This window comes from Streptomyces sp. NPDC051921 (genome assembly GCF_040680975.1).
Lineage (GTDB): Bacteria > Actinomycetota > Actinomycetes > Streptomycetales > Streptomycetaceae > Streptomyces.
This window is the reverse complement of sequence record NZ_JBFAXU010000018.1, coordinates 155,103-178,387: the sequence shown is the minus strand read 5'-3', so window position 1 is coordinate 178,387 and position 23,285 is coordinate 155,103. Positions and strand designations below refer to the sequence as shown.

The 23,285-nt window shown below is 70.8% G+C and carries 27 protein-coding genes and 1 tRNA gene; 20 read left to right on the top strand and 8 right to left on the bottom strand.

Going from position 1 to position 23,285, the window contains the following annotated elements:
- Position 1: 1 nt before the first annotated feature.
- Positions 2-838, bottom strand: a complete 837-nt coding sequence (locus tag AB0M16_RS24045; RefSeq protein WP_365346117.1) for a sigma-70 family RNA polymerase sigma factor — start codon at positions 836-838, stop codon at positions 2-4.
- Between the two features lie 167 nt (positions 839-1,005).
- Between AB0M16_RS24045 and AB0M16_RS24040 the strand changes: the two genes are divergently transcribed.
- The 10 genes from AB0M16_RS24040 (at position 1,006) to AB0M16_RS23995 (ending at position 7,506) form a co-directional block, all read left to right on the top strand.
- Positions 1,006-1,338: a hypothetical protein gene (locus tag AB0M16_RS24040; protein WP_365346116.1), complete on the top strand. Its 333-nt coding sequence runs from the start codon at positions 1,006-1,008 to the stop codon at positions 1,336-1,338.
- A gap of 2 nt (positions 1,339-1,340) precedes the next feature.
- Entirely contained in the window at positions 1,341-2,690 is a 1,350-nt protein-coding gene (locus AB0M16_RS24035) for an FtsK/SpoIIIE domain-containing protein (protein ID WP_365346114.1), read from the top strand.
- 30 nt (positions 2,691-2,720) lie between these two features.
- Entirely contained in the window at positions 2,721-3,389 is a 669-nt protein-coding gene (locus AB0M16_RS24030) for a DUF2637 domain-containing protein (protein ID WP_365346168.1), read from the top strand.
- Between the two features lie 19 nt (positions 3,390-3,408).
- On the top strand, positions 3,409-3,594 hold the full coding sequence (locus tag AB0M16_RS24025; protein ID WP_365346112.1) for a mobile element transfer protein: 186 nt from the start codon (positions 3,409-3,411) through the stop codon (positions 3,592-3,594).
- Between the two features lie 13 nt (positions 3,595-3,607).
- Positions 3,608-3,910, top strand: a complete 303-nt coding sequence (locus AB0M16_RS24020) for a hypothetical protein (protein WP_365346110.1) — start codon at positions 3,608-3,610, stop codon at positions 3,908-3,910.
- Between the two features lie 5 nt (positions 3,911-3,915).
- Positions 3,916-4,464, top strand: a complete 549-nt coding sequence (locus AB0M16_RS24015) for a GGDEF domain-containing protein (RefSeq protein ID WP_365346166.1) — start codon at positions 3,916-3,918, stop codon at positions 4,462-4,464.
- 90 nt (positions 4,465-4,554) lie between these two features.
- The gene (locus AB0M16_RS24010) at positions 4,555-4,737 is read left to right on the top strand and encodes a hypothetical protein (protein ID WP_365346108.1); all 183 of its coding nucleotides are present in this window, start codon (positions 4,555-4,557) and stop codon (positions 4,735-4,737) included.
- Positions 4,738-4,742: 5 nt separating this feature from the next.
- On the top strand, positions 4,743-6,143 hold the full coding sequence (gene repSA / locus AB0M16_RS24005) for a replication initiator protein RepSA (RefSeq protein ID WP_365346164.1): 1,401 nt from the start codon (positions 4,743-4,745) through the stop codon (positions 6,141-6,143).
- On the top strand, positions 6,140-6,343 hold the full coding sequence (locus AB0M16_RS24000) for a helix-turn-helix domain-containing protein (RefSeq protein ID WP_365346106.1): 204 nt from the start codon (positions 6,140-6,142) through the stop codon (positions 6,341-6,343). The genes repSA and AB0M16_RS24000 overlap by 4 nt, the downstream gene beginning before the upstream one ends.
- Entirely contained in the window at positions 6,340-7,506 is a 1,167-nt protein-coding gene (locus tag AB0M16_RS23995; protein ID WP_365346104.1) for a site-specific integrase, read from the top strand. The genes AB0M16_RS24000 and AB0M16_RS23995 overlap by 4 nt, the downstream gene beginning before the upstream one ends.
- A 78-nt stretch (positions 7,507-7,584) precedes the next feature.
- On the opposite strand, the gene AB0M16_RS23990 is transcribed toward AB0M16_RS23995, so the two are convergent.
- From AB0M16_RS23990 to AB0M16_RS23980, 3 genes are all read right to left on the bottom strand, one after another.
- Positions 7,585-7,658: transfer RNA gene (locus AB0M16_RS23990), tRNA-Pro, on the bottom strand.
- 38 nt (positions 7,659-7,696) lie between these two features.
- Positions 7,697-8,020: a Pr6Pr family membrane protein gene (locus AB0M16_RS23985; protein WP_365346102.1), complete on the bottom strand. Its 324-nt coding sequence runs from the start codon at positions 8,018-8,020 to the stop codon at positions 7,697-7,699.
- 413 nt (positions 8,021-8,433) lie between these two features.
- On the bottom strand, positions 8,434-9,372 hold the full coding sequence (locus AB0M16_RS23980; protein WP_365346100.1) for a metallophosphoesterase: 939 nt from the start codon (positions 9,370-9,372) through the stop codon (positions 8,434-8,436).
- A gap of 74 nt (positions 9,373-9,446) precedes the next feature.
- Here AB0M16_RS23980 and AB0M16_RS23975 point away from each other — a divergent pair, with 74 nt between their 5' ends.
- Positions 9,447-9,911, top strand: coding sequence for a GatB/YqeY domain-containing protein (locus tag AB0M16_RS23975; RefSeq protein WP_365346098.1), 465 nt, complete (start codon positions 9,447-9,449; stop codon positions 9,909-9,911).
- A gap of 259 nt (positions 9,912-10,170) precedes the next feature.
- On the opposite strand, the gene AB0M16_RS23970 is transcribed toward AB0M16_RS23975, so the two are convergent.
- Positions 10,171-12,405, bottom strand: a complete 2,235-nt coding sequence (locus AB0M16_RS23970; RefSeq protein WP_365346096.1) for a transglycosylase domain-containing protein — start codon at positions 12,403-12,405, stop codon at positions 10,171-10,173.
- A gap of 361 nt (positions 12,406-12,766) precedes the next feature.
- Between AB0M16_RS23970 and AB0M16_RS23965 the strand changes: the two genes are divergently transcribed.
- A complete protein-coding gene (locus tag AB0M16_RS23965; protein ID WP_046910200.1) occupies positions 12,767-13,111 on the top strand; it encodes a WhiB family transcriptional regulator in 345 nt (114 codons plus the stop codon).
- Positions 13,112-13,155: 44 nt separating this feature from the next.
- Here the strand turns inward: AB0M16_RS23965 and AB0M16_RS23960 are convergent, their stop codons facing one another.
- Both AB0M16_RS23960 and AB0M16_RS23955 read right to left on the bottom strand, forming a co-directional pair.
- Entirely contained in the window at positions 13,156-14,454 is a 1,299-nt protein-coding gene (locus tag AB0M16_RS23960; protein ID WP_365346162.1) for an ArsA family ATPase, read from the bottom strand.
- A gap of 122 nt (positions 14,455-14,576) precedes the next feature.
- Complete coding sequence (locus AB0M16_RS23955; RefSeq protein WP_365346093.1) at positions 14,577-15,539, bottom strand: ArsA-related P-loop ATPase; 963 nt, start codon at positions 15,537-15,539, stop codon at positions 14,577-14,579.
- 114 nt (positions 15,540-15,653) lie between these two features.
- Here AB0M16_RS23955 and AB0M16_RS23950 point away from each other — a divergent pair, with 114 nt between their 5' ends.
- From AB0M16_RS23950 to AB0M16_RS23930, 5 genes are all read left to right on the top strand, one after another.
- Positions 15,654-15,815: a DUF4177 domain-containing protein gene (locus tag AB0M16_RS23950; protein WP_005314434.1), complete on the top strand. Its 162-nt coding sequence runs from the start codon at positions 15,654-15,656 to the stop codon at positions 15,813-15,815.
- Positions 15,812-16,288, top strand: a complete 477-nt coding sequence (locus AB0M16_RS23945; RefSeq protein ID WP_365346091.1) for a RidA family protein — start codon at positions 15,812-15,814, stop codon at positions 16,286-16,288. The genes AB0M16_RS23950 and AB0M16_RS23945 overlap by 4 nt, the downstream gene beginning before the upstream one ends.
- 179 nt (positions 16,289-16,467) lie before the next feature.
- Positions 16,468-17,367 carry an NUDIX hydrolase gene (locus AB0M16_RS23940; protein WP_365346089.1) on the top strand — a complete coding sequence of 300 codons (900 nt, stop codon included), beginning with the start codon at positions 16,468-16,470 and terminating at the stop codon, positions 17,365-17,367.
- Complete coding sequence (locus AB0M16_RS23935; protein WP_365346087.1) at positions 17,364-18,194, top strand: MBL fold metallo-hydrolase; 831 nt, start codon at positions 17,364-17,366, stop codon at positions 18,192-18,194. Before AB0M16_RS23940 ends, AB0M16_RS23935 begins: the two co-directional genes overlap by 4 nt.
- 82 nt (positions 18,195-18,276) lie before the next feature.
- The gene (locus tag AB0M16_RS23930) at positions 18,277-19,161 is read left to right on the top strand and encodes an SPFH domain-containing protein (RefSeq protein WP_365346085.1); all 885 of its coding nucleotides are present in this window, start codon (positions 18,277-18,279) and stop codon (positions 19,159-19,161) included.
- Between the two features lie 79 nt (positions 19,162-19,240).
- Here AB0M16_RS23930 and AB0M16_RS23925 read toward each other — a convergent pair whose 3' ends face one another.
- Positions 19,241-19,915, bottom strand: coding sequence for a Crp/Fnr family transcriptional regulator (locus tag AB0M16_RS23925; RefSeq protein ID WP_046910193.1), 675 nt, complete (start codon positions 19,913-19,915; stop codon positions 19,241-19,243).
- 144 nt (positions 19,916-20,059) lie between these two features.
- On the opposite strand from AB0M16_RS23925, the gene nth reads away from it, so the two are divergent.
- The 3 genes from nth (at position 20,060) to AB0M16_RS23910 (ending at position 23,240) form a co-directional block, all read left to right on the top strand.
- On the top strand, positions 20,060-21,130 hold the full coding sequence (nth, locus tag AB0M16_RS23920) for an endonuclease III (protein WP_365346083.1): 1,071 nt from the start codon (positions 20,060-20,062) through the stop codon (positions 21,128-21,130).
- Positions 21,131-21,294: 164 nt separating this feature from the next.
- Positions 21,295-21,993: a CoA pyrophosphatase gene (locus AB0M16_RS23915; protein WP_365346081.1), complete on the top strand. Its 699-nt coding sequence runs from the start codon at positions 21,295-21,297 to the stop codon at positions 21,991-21,993.
- Between the two features lie 47 nt (positions 21,994-22,040).
- On the top strand, positions 22,041-23,240 hold the full coding sequence (locus AB0M16_RS23910) for a MarP family serine protease (protein ID WP_365346079.1): 1,200 nt from the start codon (positions 22,041-22,043) through the stop codon (positions 23,238-23,240).
- Positions 23,241-23,285 lie beyond the last annotated feature (45 nt).

The window sequence follows — 23,285 nt, the reverse complement described above, 5'->3', positions numbered from 1 at the left end:
GTCAGCTCACCTCGTGCAGAAGCAGCTCGCTGATCGCGCGGCTGTCGGCGATCGTCTTGGCCCCCGGCTCGTAGTCGCAGCCGATGACCATGGAGAACTCGGCCGTTCCGGCCTGCTGGTACAGCTCGGCCAGGTGCTCCGTGAGGAAGTGCGCGACTCCCAGAGAGCCGACCGCGTGCACACCTGCGATCAGCAGGAAGGTGCCCTGCCCATCTGGCCGGGGGAGCCGGCCCAAGTACGCGACATCCGACGGCGCGGGGCTGTCGGGGTCATCGCTCGGAGACGTGTACGTCTGGCCGCTGTCCCGCTCGATCAGGGCCCAACGACCGTCCGGCAGAGTCTCGAACGAGAGACGGGGGTCGGCCTGGAGGGCGGCCGCGGTTACCGGAGACGTCTTGGGGCCGCAGACCACGATGAGATCGTCGCGGTTCAGGTCGATCTCGCCCGACGTCGGGATGTACCCCAGGTCTCCTTCGAGCTGGAGCTGATGAGCCAAGGCCAAGAGCTTCTGGCCCGTGGAGCTGTCTTCGAGCGCCACGTACTCGCGCTCGCCCGGCCGCATGGGTACGAGTACCTGAACGGCTCCGGTCCCGATGAACGCTCGCTCCGGCGGAGGGCCGGCGTCACGCAGCTGCGCTACGCGCGCCCGGCTGACTCCCATCAGCTTCGCCACGTCGGCCATCGAGTGCCCGTGGTCACGGAGCCAAGCGATGCTTTCCTTGCGCATCCGTGAGGTCTCCACGACGGCGGCTTGAAGCTCCCCCATCAGGTCCACAGCGGCTTTCACGCGAAGCGCGTGATCTTGCATGGCGGCGACGCGTCGCACCTCTTCAATCACGGCGAACACCTCGCGGGACCGGACGGAGAACTGTCTTCATACCCAGCATGCTAAGGGGGGCTTGACACCTCGCACCAGTCGCGTGCATCTTGGGGTGGTAACCCCCCCTTAACGGAGTCGGGGTTCCACACCTGGGGTGTTAAGCCCCCCTTACCGGGAGAGTGGACATGCCGTCCTTCAAGATCGACCTTTCGACCGCAGTCGTCTTCGTCGCCACCGCTCCGACGCCCAAGCTCGTCAGCAAGCAGACCGGGGAGCGCGCCATGGACCGGGAGACCGGTGCCGGGCTGTCCACGGTGGGCCTCCTCATCTCCGACGAGGGTGAGGGCAACCTCTACCAGGTGACCGTCCCGGAGACCGGGCTCCCCGAGGGCCTGGCACCCGGAACGCCCGTCTCGGTGATCGGCCTCAAGGCGCGCGACTGGGAGAACACGTTCAACGGCCAGACCCGTCACGGCATCTCGTTCCGTGCTGTCGCCGTGACGCCGATGGGGGCCTGACCGTGGCTGACCTGTCGCTGCTCTGGGAGGTCGGACTCCCCATGGCCGGCGCGGGTGGTCTCGGCCTCGCGAAGGTCCGCGCTCCGCGCGTGTTCTGGTCGCTGGTCGGACTGCCGGTCACGCAGATGCGGTTCACGATGACGTACCGCTCCACGATGGACGTGTGCGGGCTGACGGTGCAGCCGTCCCGCCTGAGGGCGTTCATGGTCCGCACGGTCGCCCGCCGCAGTGACGTCCAGCCGGTGCCGCCGAAGATCCGTCGCGTACGGGGTTCCTCGACCGGGATGCGGGTCACGCTCCGCCTCCCTGCCGGGCTGGAGCCCGCTGACGTGGTCGCCGCCTCCGAGCGGCTGCGGCACGCCTGGGGCGTCCACTCGGTCAACGTGGTGGAGATCAAGCCGGGATTCGTCGAGCTGCGTATGACGGGCTACGACGTGCTGCGGCGGGTGAAGTTGCCTCGTCGCGTCCCCACCGGGCCGATGACGGTCCCCGTGGCTCTGCGGGAGGACGGGACCGCGTTCGTCCGGGACTACCTGAAGGTGCCGCACGCGCTGACGCTCGGTGCCAACCAGTCGGGCAAGTCCATGTATCAGCGCAACTTGATCGCCGGACTCGCACGGCTCCCGGTCGCCCTGGTGGGGATCGACTGCAAGCGGGGCGTCGAGCAGCGGGGATACGCGCCGCGACTCTCGGCGCTGGCTGTCACGCCCGAGGAAGCAGCCGGGGTCCTGGACGCGCTCGTGGGCGAGATGGAAGACCGCTTCGACCTGCTCAGCGAGCACGGAGCCTCCGACATCTGGGCACTGCCCGAGGACATTCGCCCTGTGCCCATCGTGGTCCTGGTGGACGAGGTCGCGGAGCTCTTCCTCGTCGCGGGCAAGAAGGACGAGGAACGCCGGGACCGGATGGTCACCCAGATGATCCGACTCGGGCAGATGGCCCGGGCGGCCGGCATGTATCTGGAGGTCTGCGGCCAGCGGTTCGGAGCCGACCTCGGCAAGGGCGCGACCACCCTTCGTGCCCAGCTCACCGGACGCGTCGTGCACCGCGTCAACGACAAGCAGACCGCCGACATGGGCCTGGGTGACATCGCCCCGGACGCCGTGGTGGCCGTGACGACGATCCCGCCCGACCGGCCTGGTGTCGCGGTGGCCGGCGACTCGTCCGGCGGCTGGTCCCGCATACGAACCCCCGAATTGAGCGCGGCCAAGGCCGCTGCGATCTGCGCCGAGCACGCACACCTCACCCCGGACATTCCCCGGCTCGCGCCGTACCGGCCGGCGATGCCCGCCCCGGTCACGGACGCCGAGCCCGTCCCGCTGGTCAAGCCGATCCCGACGACGGACCAGTGACGTCCCCGCCCGAAAGAAGGTGACCACGTGATCCGCACCTTCCGCCTCGACGCCGTGCTCGTCCAGGCCGTCATCGCCGGTGCCCTGTCCTTCGCCCACCTGCACGACCTGGCTGCCGCAGCGGGGCAGGACGGCTGGAAGGCGTGGGCCTATCCGGTAAGCGTCGACCTGCTGTTGGTCGCCGCTTGGCGCCGCATGCGTACGGACTCGGGAAACCGTGACGCGTGGCTGTGGTTCGCCATTGCCCTCACGGCGTCGCTCGGCGCCAACGTCGCCACCGCCGGACTGCTCGACATGCAGCACGTCCCGGACTGGCTGCGCATCCTCGTCGCCGGATGGCCGGCCCTGGCCTTCCTCGGCGGCACGCTCCTCGCCCACGCACCCGCCCCGGTGCCGAAGGCGGAGCCCGCGCAGGAGGAGGAGCCCGACGTCGTACCCACGCAGGCCGTGACGGCCGAGCGCACTCCGGAACCGGCGCCCGAGCTGCCACCTGCTGAGCCCGAGCCGCAGGACACCCAGCCGGAGCCTGCCTCATCCGTACCCGCCGTGCCCGTCCCGCCGGCGCTGCTCGATCACGCCCGCAAGCTCGCGGAAGCCCACCGCGCTCAGACCGGGACCCCCATCGACGCGCAGACCCTCCGAAGCCGCCTCGGTGTCCCTGCCGCCCTGGCGGACTCGATCGCAGTCCAACTCGCCTGAGACGAAAAGAGACAGAACGATGCGCCCGAACCGCTTCTACAACGTCGCCCGCTTCGGCCCGGTGCAGGTCGGCACCCACCGCGACGGTCGGGGCCGCACCAAGCACACCGCCGTGTGCACCGCGCCCGGCTGCGACTTCTCCGCCGACTACCTCACCCGTGCCGCCGCCGAGCTGGCCGCCCGTACCCACCGCTGCAAGGCCTGAGAGGAGAACGCCCGTGTTCACCCCGAAGTACCCGGCACCCGACACATACACCCCGGTCCACCACACGGTCCCGAATCAGTCGGCCGCCCCCGTGCCCACCACCCCGGCACCGGCACCGGTCGCCCCGGCACGCTCGACGATCCAGCTCACCCCCGGCAGCGCGCTCGCCCTCGCGGCCGGCGGCGGGGCCGTGGTCCTGGTCGTCGGCGCGGTCCTCGTCTCGCTGCTCCTGGCGGTCGCGATCGCCGGTGTGTCCGTCGCCGTGGTGGCAGTGGTGCTGCGCCTGCTCGTCACGGACATGCAGAAGGGCCGGTGACCACCGTGGACACGTACACGATGGCAGCCGCGGGCTTACCGGCCCTGGGCTGGGCCCTGCACGGCAGCCTGCTCCTGCGCCGCCTGTCCAACGCCCGCCGCGACCCCTTGACCGGCCTGCACACCCGAGCCGGTTGGACCGCCCGCGCCGAACATCTCATGGCGAAGCACGCGAACGCGCTCGTGCTCCTGGTCGACCTGGACGACTTCAAGGCCGTCAACGACACCCACGGCCACGCCGCCGGCGACACCGTGCTCGCCGAAACCGCCCGCCGCCTGTCCGGCTGGTGCGGACGCCACGGCATCGCCGCCCGCCTCGGCGGCGACGAGTTCGCGGCCATCGTCACCGACCCCGCCCACACCGCCGGCCTCCAGGCGCTGCGGGCCGCGCTGGACGAACCGGTCACCCATCACGGGATCGAGCTGCCGGTCTCGGCATCGGTCGGCCACTGCCACCGCGACGAACTGCAGTTCCCGGCCCTGACCGACGCACTGTCCGCCGCCGACGTCTCGATGTACGCGGCCAAGGGCCACGGCAGGCGCAACACACGCTGAGCGGCCCCCGGAGCGGCCTCGGTCGCCAAACTTCCGCCGCCCCGGGCGCCTGAACCCCTCCAGATCCAACGGACCCGAAAGGGACAGCCCATGATGCCCGAGACCAACCCGCCCCGGCGCGTCTGCCTCGCCTGCGACGGCTTCGCCACCGTCACGATCACCACGGGCCTTCAGGCCGCCGACGGCACCCGAGACACCGTCCGCGTCCACTGCCCGACCTGCCAGGGCCTCGGTCACACCACCGCCGTGGCCTTCGCCCGGACGGGGAAGTGACCGCATTGACCGACGCCGCCACCCTGGCGGGCCTGGACCCGGCCACTCTGAGCGACCTGCTCCGGGTGGCCGGGGCCCCCGGCTTCGACCGCCTCACCGAACAGATCCGACGCACGGGAGGATGCGCCGCCCCCATCCGGCTCGCCGGCGGAACCAAGCTCCTCGACCCGAGCACGCGGACCGTGCTCCACGCGTACAGCACCGAGGGCGAGCCCGGCGGCGTCCTGCGCGTCGCCTGCGGAAACCGCCGGGCCTCCCGCTGCCCCTCCTGCGCCTGGACGTACGCCGGAGACACCTACCACCTCATCCGCGCCGGACTCGTCGGTGACCCGGACAAGGGCACCCCGCACACGATCCGCGACCACCCCCGCGTCTTCGCCACCCTCACCGCGCCCTCCTTCGGAGCCGTCCACAACCGTCCCGGCCCCCGGCCCTGCCGCTGCGGCGTCCACCACCAGGAGGACGCGCCCGAACTCGGCACCCCGCTCGACCCGGCCACGTACGACTACGCGGCGGCGGTGCTCTGGAACAACCACGCCTCCGAGCTGTGGCGGTACTTCACGATCTACATGCGACGGGAGATCGCTCGCCGCGCCGGGCTGACGCAGAAAGCGGCTCGGGAACAGTCACGCGTCTCGTTCGGCAAGGTCGCCGAATACCAGAAGCGCGGAGCGGTGCACTTCCACGCCGTGATCCGCTTCGACGGACCGGACGGCCCCGACACCCCGCCTCCGGCCTGGGCCACCCTCGACCTGCTCACCGACGCCATCCGCGCCGCCGCCGCTCGCGTGCGCGTCGTGGTGCCGGCCAACGCGGACCACGGCTTCGTGAAGGACTGGACCCTGCGGTGGGGTGACCAGCTCGACATCCAGCCCATCGGCGCGTTCGGCGCCGGGGAGGACCTGACGGAACAGGCCGTCGCCGCCTACGTCGCCAAGTACGCGACCAAGGCCGCCGAGACCACGGGCACCGTGGACCACCCCGTGGGCAACAAGGAAGCGCTCGTCCTCCTGGGCGTCCCGGATCACCCGCGACGGCTCATGGAAGCCTGCATGGACCTCGATGCGGCCTACCCGGACCGACGGCTCAGAGCCTGGGCCCACATGCTCGGCTTCCGCGGCCACTTCTCCACCAAGTCCCGCCGCTACTCCACCACCCTCGGGGCACTCCGCCAGGTCCGCGCCGACTACCGCGCCGCCCAGCAACGCGCGGCCCTCGGCCTGCCCGACCCCGACGAGAACCCGGAAGCCACCGTCCTCGTCGTCGCCCACTGGGCGTACGCCGGCCACGGCTCCACACCCGGCGAGTCCTGGCTCGCCGCCAACGTCCGCCGGGAGCTCCAGCACAACCGCGAAATCGCACGAGAACTCCGCGCCGAACTCGACCTGGAAGGAGTCACCGAGTGACCGTCGCGACTGATCAACCGCTTCTGTACCGCGTCCCCGACGCCATGCGCGTGCTGAGCATGAGCCGCACGGTCATCTACGACCAGATCCGTACGGGACGGCTTCGCACGGTCAAGCAGGGGCGCGCGCGTCTCATCCCTCTTTCCGCTCTCAGGGACTATGTCGCGCTGTTGGAGCGCGAGGCAGGAGCCAGCAAGTGACCAAGCGCCGCAGCAGGGGAGACGGCGGTCTGCACTGGGACGAGAAGCGACAGCGCTGGATCGCGAGCGTGACCCTCGGATACGACCCGAGCGGGAAGCGCATCGTGAAGCGCGGCAGCGGCAAAACCAAGACCGAGGCCAAGAACAAGCTCAAGGAGGTGCTGCGGGACCACGAGGACGGTCTCGCCATCGCTCCAAGCAACTACACCGTGGAGAACGCGGTGAACGACTGGCTGATGTACGGATTGGCCGGCCGCGACAAGGGCACCCTCGACACCTGCACCTCTCTGTGCCGCAACCACATCATTCCTGCGCTGGGCGCGCGCAAGCTCCGCGAGCTGAGCGGTGAGGACGTCGACAAGTGGCTCGCTGAGAAGGCCAAGACCCTCAGCACCCGCACCTTGCAGAGCATCCACTCCTGCCTGAACCGGGCGGTGAAGCGGGCCATGGTGCGGGACAAGGTGAAGCGCAACATCGTCGAGCTGTGCGCCGTCCCGGCCGGGCAGCCGGGCCGTCCGTCGAAGGCGCTCACGCTCGCCCAGGCGGAAGCCGTCCTGAAGGCCGCCGAGGGCACCTCCGCCCACGCGTACATCGTGCTCGCTCTGCTGACCGGCGCCCGCACGGAGGAGCTGCGTGCGCTCACCTGGGATCACGTCTTTCTGAAGGGCGACCCGAGCGCCACCCCACCCGTACCCCCACACATTGCCGTATGGAGGTCGGTCCGGACCGGTGGGGACACCAAGACGAAGAAGTCCCGCCGCACCATCGCGCTCCCCGCCCGGTGCGTGGACGCGCTTTGGCAGCACTGGGAGGACCAGGGCTGGGACAGGCTTGCCGCCGGCGACAAGTGGGAGGAGAACGGTCTCGTTTTCTCCTCCGCCGTCGGCACCGCGCTGGACGCCACCAACGTCCGCCGCGCCTTCCGCCAGGCCATCGCCGGTGCCGAAGGAGTGGACGCCAAGGAGTGGACACCGCGTGAGCTGCGGCACAGCTTCGTGTCGCTGCTCTCCGACAGGGGAGTGCCCCTCGAAGAGATCTCGCGGTTGGTCGGGCACTCTGGTACGGCAGTCACGGAGGAGGTCTACCGGAAGCAGATCCGGCCCGTGATCCAGACGGGTGCGACCGTGATGGACGGCATCTTCAAGAACGATCCGAAGCCGTAGTCACTCAGTTAGTCACGCAGAACGCATCAGGGCCGGTCTCCCATGAAGGAAACCGGCCCTGACCTGGTGTTTCAGCTGTCGGGGTGGCGGGATTTGAACCCACGACCTCTTCGTCCCGAACGAAGCGCGCTGCCAAGCTGCGCTACACCCCGATGTCGCTGCTCTGTTCTTCCCGTCGCGGCGACATCGATTACTTTAGCCCACCCGCGCCCAGAGACGAAATCCGGTTTTCGCGGCCCGCCACCGCAGGTCGGAAGCGGTCCGCGGTGACCAGGGCGAGACCGAGGGCGTAGAAGGCCAGGCCCAGGACGAGGGCGTTGGTGAGGACGCCGAGGTAGCCGTGGGCGGTGACGTCGAGGAAGGGGTACGTGTACCGGGTCGGCGTGTCGGGGGAGACCAGGGCGCCGCGGATCAGGGCGAAGAGGAGGTAGGCGCCGGGGGCCGCGAGCCACTGGGCCGCGTGGCGCCATCGGAGGGCGCCCGGGCGGGTGAGCAGGAGCCAGTCGAGGACCACGCCGATGGGGGTGAGGGTGTGCAGGAGCTGGTTGGCGACGGCCCTGGCGCCGGTCAGGCGGGCGATCGCGGCGGGCCTCGTTGAACTCGCTCGCCTCGTTGTCCAGCACCAGGTGGAAGACCAGCCCGACCACCGTGATGCACAGCAGCACCCCGCCGGTCCACAGCGCGGGCAGCGGCGGGCGGCGGGTCCAGGCCCGGACGGCGCCCAGGCCGAGGACGACCGCGACGGCGCTGTTCGACCAGATGGTGAAGAAGCTGAAGACGACGAGGGGACTGCCCTCGACGCACTCGATGACGATGCCCGTCACCGCGGCCAGGGCGATCAGACCGCGGAAGACGGAGGTCACGGAGGGCACGGCGGCATACGGCATGGGGTCACCGTATGCGCCGTACCCGGCGGGCGTAGCGGAATCAGGGCCGGGCGGTCAGGGTGAGCAGCGTCGCCTCCGGGGGGCAGGCGAAGCGGACCGGGGTGTAGCGGTTCGTGCCGCAGCCCGCCGAGACGTGCAGGTACGAGGTGCGTCCGGCGGCCGTGTGGGTGGAGAGGCCCTTCACCCGGTCGGTGTCCAGGTCGCAGTTGGTGACGAGGGCGCCGTAGAAGGGGACGCACAGCTGCCCGCCGTGGGTGTGGCCGGCCAGGACGAGCTCGTAGCCGTCCGCCGTGAAGGCGTCGAGCGCCCGCAGGTACGGCGCGTGCACCACGCCCACCGTGAAGTCGGCGTCCGCGTCGGGGCCGCCGGCGACGCGCTCGTACCGGTCCCGCTTGATGTGCGGGTCGTCGACGCCGGTGAAGGCGAGGTCGAGGTCGGGCAGCTTCAGTCGGCCGCGGGTGTTGGTGAGGTTCACCCAGCCCGACGCGTCGAAGGCGTCCCGCAGGTCCTCCCACGGGTTGTGGACGGCGCCGACCACCGGCGGGTTGCCGTTGAGGCCGTGCCGGCCCTGCACCTTCTCCTTCAGATAGAGGGCGGGGTTGCGCAGCCGCGGCCCGTAGTAGTCGTTGGAGCCGAAGACGTAGACGCCCGGGAACTCCATCAGCGGCCCGAGCGCGTCGAGCACCTCCGGCACGGCCTGCGTGTCGGAGAGGTTGTCGCCGGTGTTGACGACGAAGTCGGGCCGCAGGCCCGCGAGGGACTGGAGCCAGGCGCGCTTCTTGCGCTGTCCGCACACCATGTGGATGTCGGAGACCTGGAGGACTCGCAGGTCACGCATGCCCCGGGGGAGCACCGGGACGGTCACCCGGCGGAGTCGGAAGGAGCGGGCCTCGAAGCCCGCCGCGTAGACGAGTCCGGCCGCGGCCGTCGCAGTGAGACCTGCCGTGATCTTCAGGGGGATCCCGTACCGTGCGCGCATCCCCCTATCGTCGCAGACCCGGCGGGCGGAAATGCGCGGGCGTCGCGGGCCCGGCACCTGACACACTTGACCCCATGACCACGCTCAAGGCCAAGCTTCAGGAAGACCTCAACGCCGCGATCAAGGGCCGCGACGAACTGCGCTCCTCCACCCTGCGGATGACCCTCGCCGCGATCCAGAAGGAGGAGGTCGCGGGCAAGACCAAGCGCGAACTCTCCGAGGACGAGGTGCAGAAGGTGATCGCCAAGGAGGCGAAGAAGCGCCGCGAGGCCGCGGACGCCTTCACCCAGGGCGGTCGTGCCGAGTCCGCCGCGCGCGAGCTGGCCGAGGGTGAGGTCCTCGACGCGTACCTGCCCAAGCAGCTCTCCGACGAGGAGCTGGAGGGCATCGTGGCAGCCGCCGTCGAGGAGGCGAAGGCCGCCGGCGCCGAGGGCCCGCGCGCGATGGGCGCCGTCATGAAGATCGTGAACCCGAAGGTCGCCGGGCAGGCGGAGGGCGGCCGCGTCGCCGCCGCCGTGAAGAAGCTGCTCGCGGGCTGATCCGCCCGCGCCCGCCCACGGCCGCCCGAGCCGTGCGCACCCGTACCCCGTGCGCACCCGTACCCCGTGCGCACCCGTACCCCGTGCGTACCCGTACCCCGTGCGTACCCGCCCGCGTCCCGACGCGGTCCCGTACGCGCACCCGTAGCCCTGCGCGCCCTGCGCGCCGTACGCCGAAGGCGCCCCACCCGGGAGGACCGGGAGGGGCGCCTTCGGCGTGACGAGTGCCGGGAAGGGCCGGCGGCGTCACGGCGACGGGCTAGCCGTTGCGGCCGCCGTGTCCGCCGCCGCGCCCGGTGGTCCCGCCGATCAGGTCCGGCGGGAGGGTGATTCCGCCCGGCAGCGTGGTGCCCGGGTTCGGGCCGACCGGCTTGTTGTCGCCGGGGCGCTTGTTCTTGTCCTTCTCCTTGTCCTCGGGCTGCGCGCCGCGCGGCACGGCGATCGGGACGAAGGAGGGGGTCTCGCCGGCGTTGAGCGCGCCGGTCATCGCGATCCGCCAGATCGGGCCCGGGAGGCAGCCACCGCAGACCTTGTCGTAGTACTGGCCGCCGATGGTGATGTCGTACATCGACTTCTTCTCGCCGACGTCGTCACCGACCCACACCGCCGTGGACAGGTTCGGCGTGTAGCCGACGAACCAGGCGTCCTTGCGGTCGTTGGTCGTACCCGTCTTGCCCGCGTTGTCGCGGTCGCTCAGACCGGCCCGGGTACCCGTGCCGTCCTCGACGACGCCCTTGAGCATCTGGTTGACGGTGTCGGCGGTCCGCTCGCTCATCGCCTTCGAGCACTCGGTCTGCGGGACCTTCAGCTTCTCGCCGTTGGCCGTCGTGATCGACTCGATGGCGATCGGGGTGCAGTACGTGCCACGGTTCGCGAAGGTCGCGTACACGGAGGCCATGTCGAGCGGGGTGGCCTCCTGGCCGCCGAGGGTGATGGAGGGGAGCTCCTTCAGCTTCTTGCCGAGCTCCCTCTCGTACCCCATCTTCTGCGCCATGGTCACCGTCTCGCACAGGCCGGTCATCTGCTCCAGCTGCGCGAAGTACGTGTTGATGGACTTGCCGAGCGCGCTGGTCATGTCCCAGCTGCCGGCCTCCTCCTTCATCTCGTTCTGCAGGTCCCAGTTGCCGCCGCCGGAGGGGCCGCCCGCGCAGGTGTTGTACGAGCTCATCGGCACCGAGATCTTCCACGGCGTCGTGAAGGACTGCGCCGGGCTGAGGCCCTTCTCCAGGGCGGCCGCGGCCGTGATCGGCTTGAACGTCGAGCCGACCTGGAAGCCGTAGGTCGTGCCGCCCATCTTCTTGCCGACCGCGAGGTTGAGCGTCGTCTGGTGCAGCTTCTGGTCGAGGCCGTACGGGCGGGACTGGCCCATCGACAGGATCTTGCCGGTGCCGGGCTTGACCTGGACCACCGAGGCGGCGACCGGGTCGTCCTTGTCCACCTTGGCCACGGCGGCCTCGTTGGCGGCGGCCTGGGCGCGCGGGTCGAGGGTGGTCCTGATCGTCAGGCCGCCCAGGTTCCACAGCTTCTGGCGCTCCTCGGCCGTCTTGCCGAAGACCGGGTCGTTGAGGATCGTCTTGCGGACGTAGTCGCAGAAGAAGCCTGCGCCGTCCACGGCGGTGATGCAGCCGTTCTTCGGCGTCTTCACCTTCAGCTTGATCGGGGTGGCCTTCGCCTGGTCGGCCTCCGCCTGGCTGATGTCCTTGACGTCGGCCATGCGCTGGAGCACGACGTTCCGGCGCTTGGTGGCCTCCTGGATGTCGTTGACCGGGTCGTAGCGGCTCGGCGACTGCACGAGGCCGGCCATCATGGCGGCCTCGGGGAGGGTGAGGTCGGCGGCGCGCTTCGAGAAGTAGCGCTGCGACGCGGCCTCGATGCCGTACGCCTGCTGCCCGAAGAACGTGATGTTGAGGTAGTTCTCCAGGATCTTCTTCTTGCCCAGCTCCTCCTCGACCTGGATGGCGAACTTCAGCTCGCGCACCTTGCGGCCCATGGTCTGCTGGGTGGCCTGGGCGACCTTCTCGGGGTCGTCGCCGGCCTCCTCGACGAAGACGTTCTTCACGTACTGCTGGGTGAGCGTGGACGCGCCCTGCGCGACCCCGCCCGACTGCGCGTTGCGGTTGATGGCGCGCAGCACGCCCTTGAGGTCGATCGCGCCGTGCTCGTAGAAGCGCGAGTCCTCGATGGCGACGATCGCCTTCTGCATGTACGGCGAGATCTTCTCGATCGGCACGACCTTCCGGTCGCGCGAGTACACCGTGGCGATGTGGCCGCCCTCGGAGTCGAGGATGGTGGTGCGCTGACTCAGCGGCGGCGTCTTCAGGTTGGACGGGATCTCGTCGAATCCCTCGACCGTGCCTTTCGCCGCCAGCCCCAGCGCTCCGGCCGCGGGCAGGGCGATGCCCGCCAGCACGGCTCCGGAGAGCACACTGACACCGAGGAACTTGGCGGCCTGCTGGGTCCCGGTCAGACCTCCGCCCGAGCGCTTCTTTGGCATGGGGGCAGCCTACGTTCTCATTCGCCGGACACACGTATATGCCTTGGCCTAAGCTGCTCTCAACTGTCACAGCAGTGTGGTCCCACATCAAGACCCGTGCGTGACGTCGGCGTGAATTCCCGCGTACCCGAAGCGCGGTGAGTTCATGCCTGAATCCGGCTCATGTCCGATATGGGCATGATGTCCTGGGGTCACTCCCCTGGGTGACCTCACGCGCACGCATAGTCCGTTCGGGCCATTCAAGATTGGGCCCGAAGGGGGTGTTGCGCTGTCCCCACCTTCCGTAACGTCCCAACTGGCAGCGGTGAATATGCCGCTACCGCCGTGGGGGAGCCTCGATTCGGGAGAGGACGGCGCCGGTATGGGCTGGGTAGCTGACTGGAGTGCGCAGGCGGCCTGCCGCACTACCGATCCGGATGAACTTTTCGTGCAGGGTGCGGCGCAGAACAGGGCAAAGGCGGTGTGCACCGGATGTCCGGTGCGGACCGAGTGCCTCGCCGACGCCCTCGACAACCGCGTGGAATTCGGCGTGTGGGGCGGCATGACGGAGCGCGAGCGGCGCGCGTTGCTGCGCCGCCGGCCGACCGTCACCTCGTGGCGCCGGCTCCTGGAGACCGCGCGCACCGAGTACGAGCGGGGAGCGGGCCTGCTGCCCGTGGCGATGGACGACGACGCGACGTACGAGACGTACGCGGCGGTGGGCTAGGCCCGAGGGCCCGTCCCACCACGCCGTACTGGTCGGCGTGCCCGTCAGGGCATACGACCGACCGTCAGACGGTCACCGATCGCCCGTAGCCCGTCGAGGTCGTGCACATCGCCGGGCAGGGCGGCCACTTCGGCGACCGCCACCTCGGGGTGGAGCGCGGTGAAGCGATCGCGCGTGCGCTGTTCGCGTGCGAGCACCTGCATCCGCTCGGCATGGAGACGGAGCAGTCCTGCGGTCAGTTGCTGTACATCCGTGTCCGGCTCGGCTGTGGGGGCAGCCTCGGACGCGGAACGTGCGGCGGCGGTGGCGAGGTCTGCGGCGGGGTCCGCAGCGGGGTCTGACGGCTCGGGGGAAGTGGCCCGGGAGCCACGCCCAGGAGCCTTCCCGGCCCCCTGATCCACAATGCGCCCCTCGTCAAGATTTTCTGCGGCGGCCCGCGCCCGCTCGGCCGACAGCCGGGCGGCGCCGCTGCCGTGGACGCGATTGAGGACGAGACCGGCCAGCGGCATCTCCTCCGCGGCCAGCCGCTCCACGAAGTACGCCGCCTCGCGCAGCGCGTCCCGCTCCGGGGTGGCGACCACGAGGAAGGCCGTGCCCGGGGCCTGGAGCAGCTTGTACGTGGCGTCCGCGCGCGTCCGGAAACCGCCGAACATCGTGTCCATCGCCGCCACGAAGGTCTGCACGTCCTTCAGGAACTGCCCCCCGAGCAGCTTCCCCAGCGTGCCCGTCATCATCGACATGCCGACGTTCAGGAACTTCATCCCGGCCCGGCCGCCCACCTTCGCGGGCGCCATCAGGAGCTTGATGAACTTCCCGTCCAGGAAGGACCCGAGCCGCTTCGGCGCGTCCAGGAAGTCCAGCGCCGACCGGGACGGCGGCGTGTCGACCACGATCAGGTCCCACTCGTCCCTGGCCCGCAGCTGGCCCAGCTTCTCCATCGCCATGTACTCCTGCGTGCCGGCGAAGCCGGCCGACAGGGACTGGTAGAAGGGGTTCTCCAGGATCGCGCGGGCCCGGTCGGCGTCCGCGTGCGCCTCGACGATCTCGTCGAAGGTCCGCTTCATGTCGAGCATCATCGCGTGCAGTTCGCCGCCGTCGGAGCCCTTGATGCCCTCGACCTTGCGCGGCACGTTGTCCAGCGAGTCGATGCCCATCGACTGGGCGAGCCGGCGCGCCGGGTCGATGGTGAGCACCACCACCCGTCGGCCGCGCTCCGCCGCCCTCACCCCGAGGGCCGCCGCGGTCGTCGTCTTGCCGACGCCGCCCGCGCCGCAGCACACGATGATGCGGGTGGCCGGGTCGTCGATGAGCGGATCGAGCTCCAGGACGGGCGCGGTGTCCAGACCGTTCGACGCCGTCGCCGAATGCCCGGCCGCGTCCGTCGTCGAGTTCCCGGTCGAGTCCGTCGTCGCGTCCGTCGCCGAGTTCCCGGTCGCGTCCGTCGCCGAGGCCGCCGTCTTCTCCGTCACGCGCCCACCCCTTGTCTGCGCAGCTCCTTCGCCAGCCGGTAGAGCCCGGCGATGTCCGCCCCGTCCCCCAGGAAGGGCAGCTCGAACGTCGGCACCCCGATGCCGTTCAGCGCCTCCCGCTGGGCCCGCTCCAGCTCCACGCGCTGGGCGTGCTCCGCGGCCTGGTCGAGCAGCGGCTCGACCAGCTTCGCCCCGCCCTTGATGCCGACCGACGCCAGCGTTCCGGCGATGGCTTCCCGGTGGGCGCCGGAGGCGGCCCGTACCGCCGCCTCGTCCAGGACGTGCGGCCGGACCATGTTCACGATGGCGCGGCCCACGGGCAGTTCGGCCGCGCGCAGCTCGGCGATGCCGTCGGCGGTCTCCTGGACCGGCATCTCCTCCAGGAGCGTCACCAGATGCACCGCCGTGTCCGGGGACTTCAGGAAGCGCATGATGGCCTGGGCCTGATTGTGTATCGGGCCGATCCTCGCCAGGCCCGCCACCTCGTCGTTGACGTTGAGGAAGCGGGTGATGCGGCCGGTCGGCGGCGCGTCCATCACCACGTAGTCGTAGGTGAAGCCGCCCTGCTTCTCGCGGCGGCGGACCGCCTCGCACGCCTTGCCGGTCAGCAGCACGTCGCGGACGCCCGGCGCTATCGTCGTGGCGAAGTCGATCGCGCCGAGCTTCTTCAGGGCCCGGCCCGCGCTGCCGAGTTTGTAGAACATCTGGAGGTAGTCGAGGAGGGCGCGCTCGGCGTCGATCGCCAGGGCGAAGACCTCGCCGCCGCCCGGAGCGACGGCGATCTTCCGCTCCTCGTACGGCAACGCCTCCGTCTCGAAGAGCTGCGCGATGCCCTGCCTCCCCTCCACCTCGACCAGGAGGGTGCGCTTTCCCTCGGTGGCGAGGGCGAGCGCGAGTGCGGCGGCCACCGTCGTCTTACCGGTACCGCCCTTGCCGCTGACGACCTGGAGCCTGCTCACGCCTTCGAGCCTAACCACTGGCGGCCCGGCCCAATCAGAGGGCCGCCCCGGACGCGCCCCTGAATGAGCCCCTACGGGAACAGGGCGCTGCGCCGCAGCGGCTACAGTCGGCTCATGACCAAGTGGGAGTACGCGACTGTGCCGCTGCTGGTGCACGCGACGAAGCAGATTCTTGACACCTGGGGCGAGGACGGCTGGGAGCTCGTCCAGGTCGTGCCCGGGCCGAACAACCCCGAGCAGCTCGTGGCCTACCTGAAGCGGGAGAAGTCCTCGTGAGCGGGGCCGGAGCCGTCGAGGCGAAGATCGCCGAGCTGGGCCTGACCCTGCCCGAGGTCGTTCCGCCGATCGCCGCCTACCAGCCGGCCGTGCAGTCCGGCGTGTACGTCTACACCTCGGGCCAGCTCCCGATGGTGGCGGGCAAGCTGCCCATCACCGGCAAGGTCGGCGCGGAGGTCACGGCCGAGGAGGCCAAGGAGCTCGCCGCCACCTGCGCGCTGAACGCCCTGGCCGCCGTGAAGTCGATCGCCGGTGACCTGGACCGGATCAAGCGCGTCGTGAAGGTGGTCGGCTTCGTCGCCTCCGCCCCCGACTTCACCGGCCAGCCCGGCGTCATCAACGGCGCCAGCGAACTGCTCGGTGCCGTCCTCGGAGACAAGGGCGTGCACGCCCGCAGCGCCGTCGGCGTCACGGTCCTCCCGCTGGACGCCCCGGTCGAGCTCGAGGTCCAGGTGGAGCTCGTCCAGGACTGAGCCCCGTCGTCCCGCGCGGGCCACGCCCGCGGAGTCCGCGCGGGCCACGCCCGCGGAGTCCGCTCGGGGCGCCCGCAGAGTCCGCTCGGGGCGCTCGCGGAGCCTCGTAGAGCCGGTTTCCTCCCGCCCGGAGGGAATCGGCTCTCGTGCATTTCGATGCTTGCGCATAGCATCCGGCCATGTCGAATGGTCAGTCGAATGGTCAGTGGTACCCACCGGAATGGCCCGACCGCATCCGGGCCCTCGCGGCCGGTGAGCTCGTCCCCGCGACACCCAGGCGGGCCGCCACCGTGCTGCTCCTGAAGGACGGCCCGGACGGCCCCCTCGTCCACATGCTGCGCCGTCGTGCCTCCATGGCCTTCGCGGGCGGCGCGTACGCCTACCCCGGCGGCGGTGTCGATCCGCGGGACGAGCACCCCGTGCGCTGGGCAGGCCCCTCCCGCGAGGAGTGGGCGGCCCGGCTCGGGCTCACGGATCCCGCCGAGGCGCAGGCGGTGGTGTGCGCGGCGGTCCGCGAGACGTACGAGGAGGCGGGCGTCCTGCTCGCCGGCGAGACCGAGGACACGGTCGTCGGCGACACGACCGGCGAGGACTGGGAGAAGGACCGCGAGGCCCTGGTGGCCCGCGAGCTGTCCTTCGCCGACTTCCTCGACCGGCGCGGGCTCGTGCTGCGCTCGGACCTGCTCGGCGAGTGGGCCCGCTGGATCACGCCCGAGTTCGAGCAGCGGCGCTACGACACGTGGTTCTTCGTGGCGGCGCTGCCGGCCGGCCAGCGCACCCGGAACGCCTCCACCGAGGCCGACCGCACCGTCTGGATCCGCCCGGCGGACGCCGCGGCCGGCTACGACCGGGGCGAGTTCACGATGATGCCGCCGACCATCTCCACCCTCCGCGGCATCCAGGGGTATGGGAGCGCCGCGGCGGCCCTGGCCGCGGCGGTCGGCCAGGACATGACCCCCGTCCTCGCGCAGGCCCGGCTCGACGGCGACCGCCTGGTCCTGAGCTGGCCGGGGCACGACGAGTTCACCAAGCACATCCCCACGGAACCGTCCGGGGGATCCGCCGGGGGTGCGTCATGAGCGACGCCGCCGCCCTCCCGGGGCAGCCGCGCGGCGCCGTGGTCTCGGGACCCGGCACCACGCGCGCGTACAACGTCCTCGCGCCCAACCCGTCCGCGATGACCCTGGACGGCACCAACACCTGGATCGTCGCCGAGCCGGACTCCGACCTGGCCGTCGTCATCGACCCCGGGCCGCTCGACGAGGGGCATCTGCGGCGGGTCGTCGAGACCGCCGAGAAGCTCGGCAAGCGGATCGGGCTCACCCTGCTCACCCACGGGCACCCGGACCACGCCGAGGGCGCGGCGCGGTTCGCCGAGATCACCCGGACCACGGTGCGGGCGCTCGACCCCGCGCTGCGGCTCGGCGACGAGGGCCTGGCCGCGGGGGACGTGATCACCACCGGCGGGCTCGAACTGCGGGTGGTCCCCACGCCCGGGCACACCTCGGACTCGCTCTGTTTCCACATCCCGGCCGACCGGGCGGTGCTGACCGGGGACACGATCCTGGGGCGCGGCACGACGATGGTGGCGCACCCCGACGGGCGGCTCGGCGACTACCTGGACTCGCTGCGGCGGCTGCGCGCGCTCACCCTCGACGACGGGGTCCACACGGTCCTGCCGGGTCACGGGCCGGTCCTGGAGGACGCGCAGGGGGCCGTGGAGTTCTACCTGGCGCACCGCGCGAGCCGGCTGGCCCAGGTCGAGACGGCCGTCGAGAGCGGTCACCGGACGGCTCCGGAGGTCGTGGCCCACGTGTACGCGGACGTGGACCGCTCGCTGTGGCCCGCCGCGGAGCTCTCCGTCCGGGCGCAACTGGACTACCTGAAGGAGCACGGCCTGATCTGACGAGGGGGACCCGCAACCGGGAGGCGCCGCCAGGTGTCTTACGCTCCGCTTACATCTGGCCGTAGCTCTCGGGGGGAAGCCCGTGTTCGTCATAGCCATCCTGCTCGTCATAGCGGCAGCGGTGCTCTACTTCATCGGCCGCGCGAACGACACCCGCGGCCTCAAGCTGGGCGCGCTCGGCGCGGTGATCGCCGGCGTGTTCTCGCTGGTCGTCAGCATGACCTACGTGATCAGCGCGTACGAGGTCGGCGTCCCGGTCGCCTTCGGCAAGGTCGGCACGCCGATGACCTCCGGCATGCACGTGAAGTCGCCGTTCACGAACGTCACGACCTTCTCCACCCGGCCCGTGGACCTCAACCTCTCCGACAAGGACGTGGTCGAGGTCCGCTCCTCGCAGGGCGGCGTGATGTACGCCGAGGTCACCGTGAAGTGGGCGGTCCACCCGTCCAAGGCAGTCGAGCTCTACAAGCTGGCCGGCAGCGAGGACGCCATCCAGCAGCGGCTGGTCTACCCGGACAGCCGGGAGATCGTCCGCAACGTCTTCGCCCGCTACACGAGCGAGCAGGGCTACGCCTCCGACCGCGAGAAGATCAACGCCGAGATCGCCCAGCTCATCAAGGAGCGCCTCGCCCCGCGCGGCATCGACGTCACCACCGTCAACCTGCGCAACGTGAAGCCCTCGCAGGCCCTGCAGGACCAGATCGACCGCAAGATCCAGCAGCAGCAGGCCACCGAGCGCGCCCTGGAGGCCGCCCGTACCGCCAAGGCGGAGTCCGACCGGCGCCGGATCGAGGCCGAGGGCATCGCCCGCGCCAACAAGATCCTCAACGACTCGCTGACCGACAAGGTCCTCATGAACCAGTGCATCGACGCCTACAAGGAGGCCGCGGCGAAGAACCCGGTCTACGCGGTGCCCTGCGGTGGCGGCGGCTCGAACCCGCTGATCGTGGACGGCACCAAGCGCTGAGCCCGGACGCTGAACAGCACACGGAAGGGGGCCGCCCGGTTCGACCGGGCGGCCCCTTCCGTGTGCTGTGCGGCTCCGCTTACCGGGAGCGCTTCGCGAGGCGCTCCACGTCCAGCAGGATCACGGCGCGGGCCTCCAGGCGCAGCCAGCCGCGCTGGGCGAAGTCGGCGAGCGCCTTGTTGACCGTCTCGCGGGAGGCGCCGACCAGCTGGGCCAGCTCCTCCTGCGTGAGGTCGTGCACGACGTGGATGCCCTCCTCCGACTGCACGCCGAAGCGGCGCGACAGGTCGAGGAGCGCGCGGGCGACACGGCCCGGGACGTCGGAGAAGACCAGGTCGGACATCTGGTCGTTGGTCTTGCGCAGGCGGCGGGCGACGGCGCGCAGCAGGGCGCTGGCCACCTCGGGGCGCGCGTTCAGCCAGGGCTGGAGGTCGCCGTGGCCGAGGCCGAGCAGCTTGACCTCGGTCAGCGCGGTCGCCGTGGCGGTGCGCGGGCCCGGGTCGAACAGCGACAGCTCGCCGATGAGCTCTCCGGGGCCGAGGACCGCCAGCATGTTCTCGCGGCCGTCGGGGGACGTCCGGTGCAGCTTCACCTTGCCCTCGGTGACCACGTAGAGCCGGTCACCCGGGTCGCCCTCGTGGAAGAGCGCGTCGCCTCGGGCAAGCGTCGCCTCACTCATCGAGGCGCGCAGCTCAGCGGCCTGCTCGTCGTCGAGCGCCGCGAACAGCGGGGCGCGTCGCAGAACGTCGTCCACGAGTTCTCTCCTATGTCGACCTCAGTGCGATCAATCACAACAAGTTTGACTCACCGGAGGGCCTTTCCGTACGTCAGGGGCCCGATTGGGTCGCGATCCGGTGCGCGCGGGGCGGATGTCGGTGGCGGCCCCTAGGCTGGCCGGGTGTCCAACTCGCCGGTGAGAGCACAGGCCAAGGGGGCTGGAAGAGTGCGGGACGAGGGTAATTCCGCTGTGGGCGAACACGGAGTGTCGAAACAGACAAAAGTGACGAAACGCGCGCCGTCGAAGCGTTCCGGGGCGAAGTCGACGCCGTCGGAGGAGCCGGTGAAGGCTCCGAAGGCGACCAAGGCGACCAAGGCGGCAAAGACGGTGAAGGCGGCGAACGAGGCCAAGTCGACGGCGAAGGAGACCGGGCCAGCGGCGAAGGGCACCGCCGGGGCCGGGAAGGCCGCCAGGCCCGCCAAGCCCGAGTCGCACCTCGCCATGGTCCGGCGGGCCCGGAGGATCAACCGGGAGCTGGCCGAGGTCTACCCGTACGCCCATCCGGAGCTCGACTTCCGCAATCCCTTCGAGCTCCTGGTCGCCACGGTGCTCTCGGCCCAGACCACCGACCTGCGGGTCAACCAGACCACCCCGGCGCTGTTCGCGAAGTACCCGACCCCCGAGGACCTGGCCGCCGCCGTCCCCGAGGACGTCGAGGAGCTGATTCGGCCGACCGGGTTCTTCCGCGCCAAGACCAAGTCGATCATGGGCCTCGCCGCCGCCCTCCGGGACGACTTCGCGGGCGAGGTGCCCGGCCGCCTGGAGGACCTGGTCAAGCTGCCCGGCGTCGGCCGCAAGACCGCCTTCGTGGTCCTGGGCAATGCCTTCGGTGTCCCCGGCATCACCGTCGACACCCACTTCATGCGGCTCGCCCGGCGCTGGAAGTGGACCGAGTCCGACGACCCGGTGAAGATCGAGGCCGAGGTCGCCGCCATCTTTCCCAAGAGCGACTGGACCATGCTCTCGCACCGGGTGATCTTCCACGGCCGCCGCATCTGCCACGCCCGCAAGCCCGCCTGCGGTGCCTGTCCGATCACCCACCTCTGCCCCGCATACGGGGAGGGCGAGACGGACCCGGAGAAGGCCAGGAAGCTCCTGAAGTACGAGAAGGGCGGCTTCCCCGGCCAGCGGCTCAACCCGCCCCCGGACTACCCCGGCCGCCCGGCGCCCCCGCTGGGAGCGGACGAGTGAACCCCGGCCGGGCCCCACGAGGCCCCTGGGTGCGAGGCCCCGGGGTGCGAGGCGCCGGGGTGCGAGGCCCCGGGAAGGCAGCCTCGGGGATCGCAGCCCCGGGGAACGACGCCCCGGGGGAACGAACCCGTATGTCGATCGCGTTGTGAACCACGGGGGTGCCTATGACGCGCACTGGTGAAGAGATCCACGGAACGGGCGGGCTGCTCGACCGCGAGGGCCTGCCCGAATGGCTCGCGCCGGTCGACCGGGCGGCCCGCACGGTCGCGCCCGAGCAGCTGAGCCGGTTCCTGCCGCCCAAGAACGGCGCGGGCCGGCAGTCCGCCGTGCTGATCCTCTTCGGCGAGGGCCCGCGCGGCCCCGAGCTGCTGCTCATGGAGCGCTCGGGCAGCCTCCGCTCGCACGCCGGCCAGCCCTCCTTCCCCGGCGGCGCCCTGGACCCCGAGGACGGCGACCCGGCCGAGGGCGGGCTGCTGCGGGCCGCGCTGCGCGAGGCCCGGGAGGAGACCGGGCTCGACCCGGCCGGTGTCCAGCTCTTCGGCGTGCTGCCCCGGCTCTACATCCCGGTGAGCGGCTTCGTCGTCACCCCAGTCCTCGGCTGGTGGCGCGAGCCCAGCCCCGTCGGCGTCGTGGACCCCGCCGAGACCGCCCGGGTCTTCACCGTCCCCGTGGCGGATCTCACGGACCCCGGGAACCGCGCGACCACGATCCACCCCAGCGGTCACCAGGGCCCCGCATTCCTGGTCGCATCGGCCCTGGTCTGGGGTTTTACGGCCGGAGTGATCGACCGGATCCTGCACTACGCGGGCTGGGAGCGCCCCTGGGACCGGTCCAAGCAGGTCCCGCTCGACTGGAGGTCATGACAGGCTGACCCCGGGGCGACCGAGACGAATCTGCGAGGCTATTGACGGTGAACGTGCTGGACATCTTGTTGCTGCTCGCCGCCGTGTGGTTCGCGATCATCGGTTACCGCCAGGGCTTCGTGGTCGGCATCCTCTCGGTGATCGGGTTCCTGGGCGGCGGACTCGTCGCCGTCCTGCTGCTGCCGGTCATCTGGAACCAGCTGACCGACCACAGCCAGGTCACCACCACGGCGACGGTCGTCTTCGTGATGGTGGTGATCATCTGCGCCTCCGTCGGCCAGGCCTTCACCACCCACCTCGGCAACAAGCTGCGCCGCCACATCACCTGGTCGCCCGCCCGCGCCCTGGACGCCACCGGCGGCGCCCTGGTGAACGTGGTGGCGATGCTGCTCGTGGCCTGGCTGCTCGGCTCCGTGCTCGCCCGCACCGCCATGCCCACCCTGAGCAAGGAGGTGCGCAGCTCCAAGGTGTTGCTCGGGGTGGAGCAGGTGATGCCCGATCAGGCGTCGACCTGGTTCACGAACTTCACCTCGATGCTCGCCCAGAACGGCTTCCCGCAGGTCTTCAGCCCGTTCGCCAACGAGCCCATCACCGAGGTCAGTCCGCCCGACCCGGCGCTCGCCGGCAGCCCGGTCGCCGCCCGCGCCCAGCGCTCCATCGTCAAGGTCGTCGGTACCGCCCCGAGCTGCGGCAAGGTCCTCGAAGGCACCGGCTTCGTCTTCGCCGACCGCCGCGTCATGACCAACGCCCATGTCGTCGGCGGGGTCGACGAGCCGACCGTGCAGATAGGCGGCGAGGGACGGCTCTACGACGCCAAGGTCGTGCTCTACGACTGGAAGCGCGACATCGCCGTCCTCGACGTGCCGGACTTGGACGCCGAGCCGCTCCAGTTCACCGACGACGACGCCCGCAGCGGCGACAACGCGATCGTGGCCGGCTTCCCGGAGAACGGCGCGTACGACGTGCGCTCGGCGCGTGTCCGAGGCCGGATCAACGCCGACGGCCCGGACATCTACCACCGCGGCGAGGTGCGCAGGGACGTGTACTCGCTGTACGCGACGGTCCGTCAGGGCAACTCCGGCGGCCCGCTGCTCACCGCGGACGGCAAGGTCTACGGCGTGATCTTCGCCCGCTCCCTCGACGACACCAACACCGGCTACGCGCTGACGGTCGACGAGATCCGGGACGACATCTCCCGGGGCCGCTCCGCCAACCAGCAGGTCGACAGCCAGGGCTGCGCGCTCTAGCCGGTGTCTCCGGCCCGTTCCGGCCCATCGGGGCCGGACGGGGCC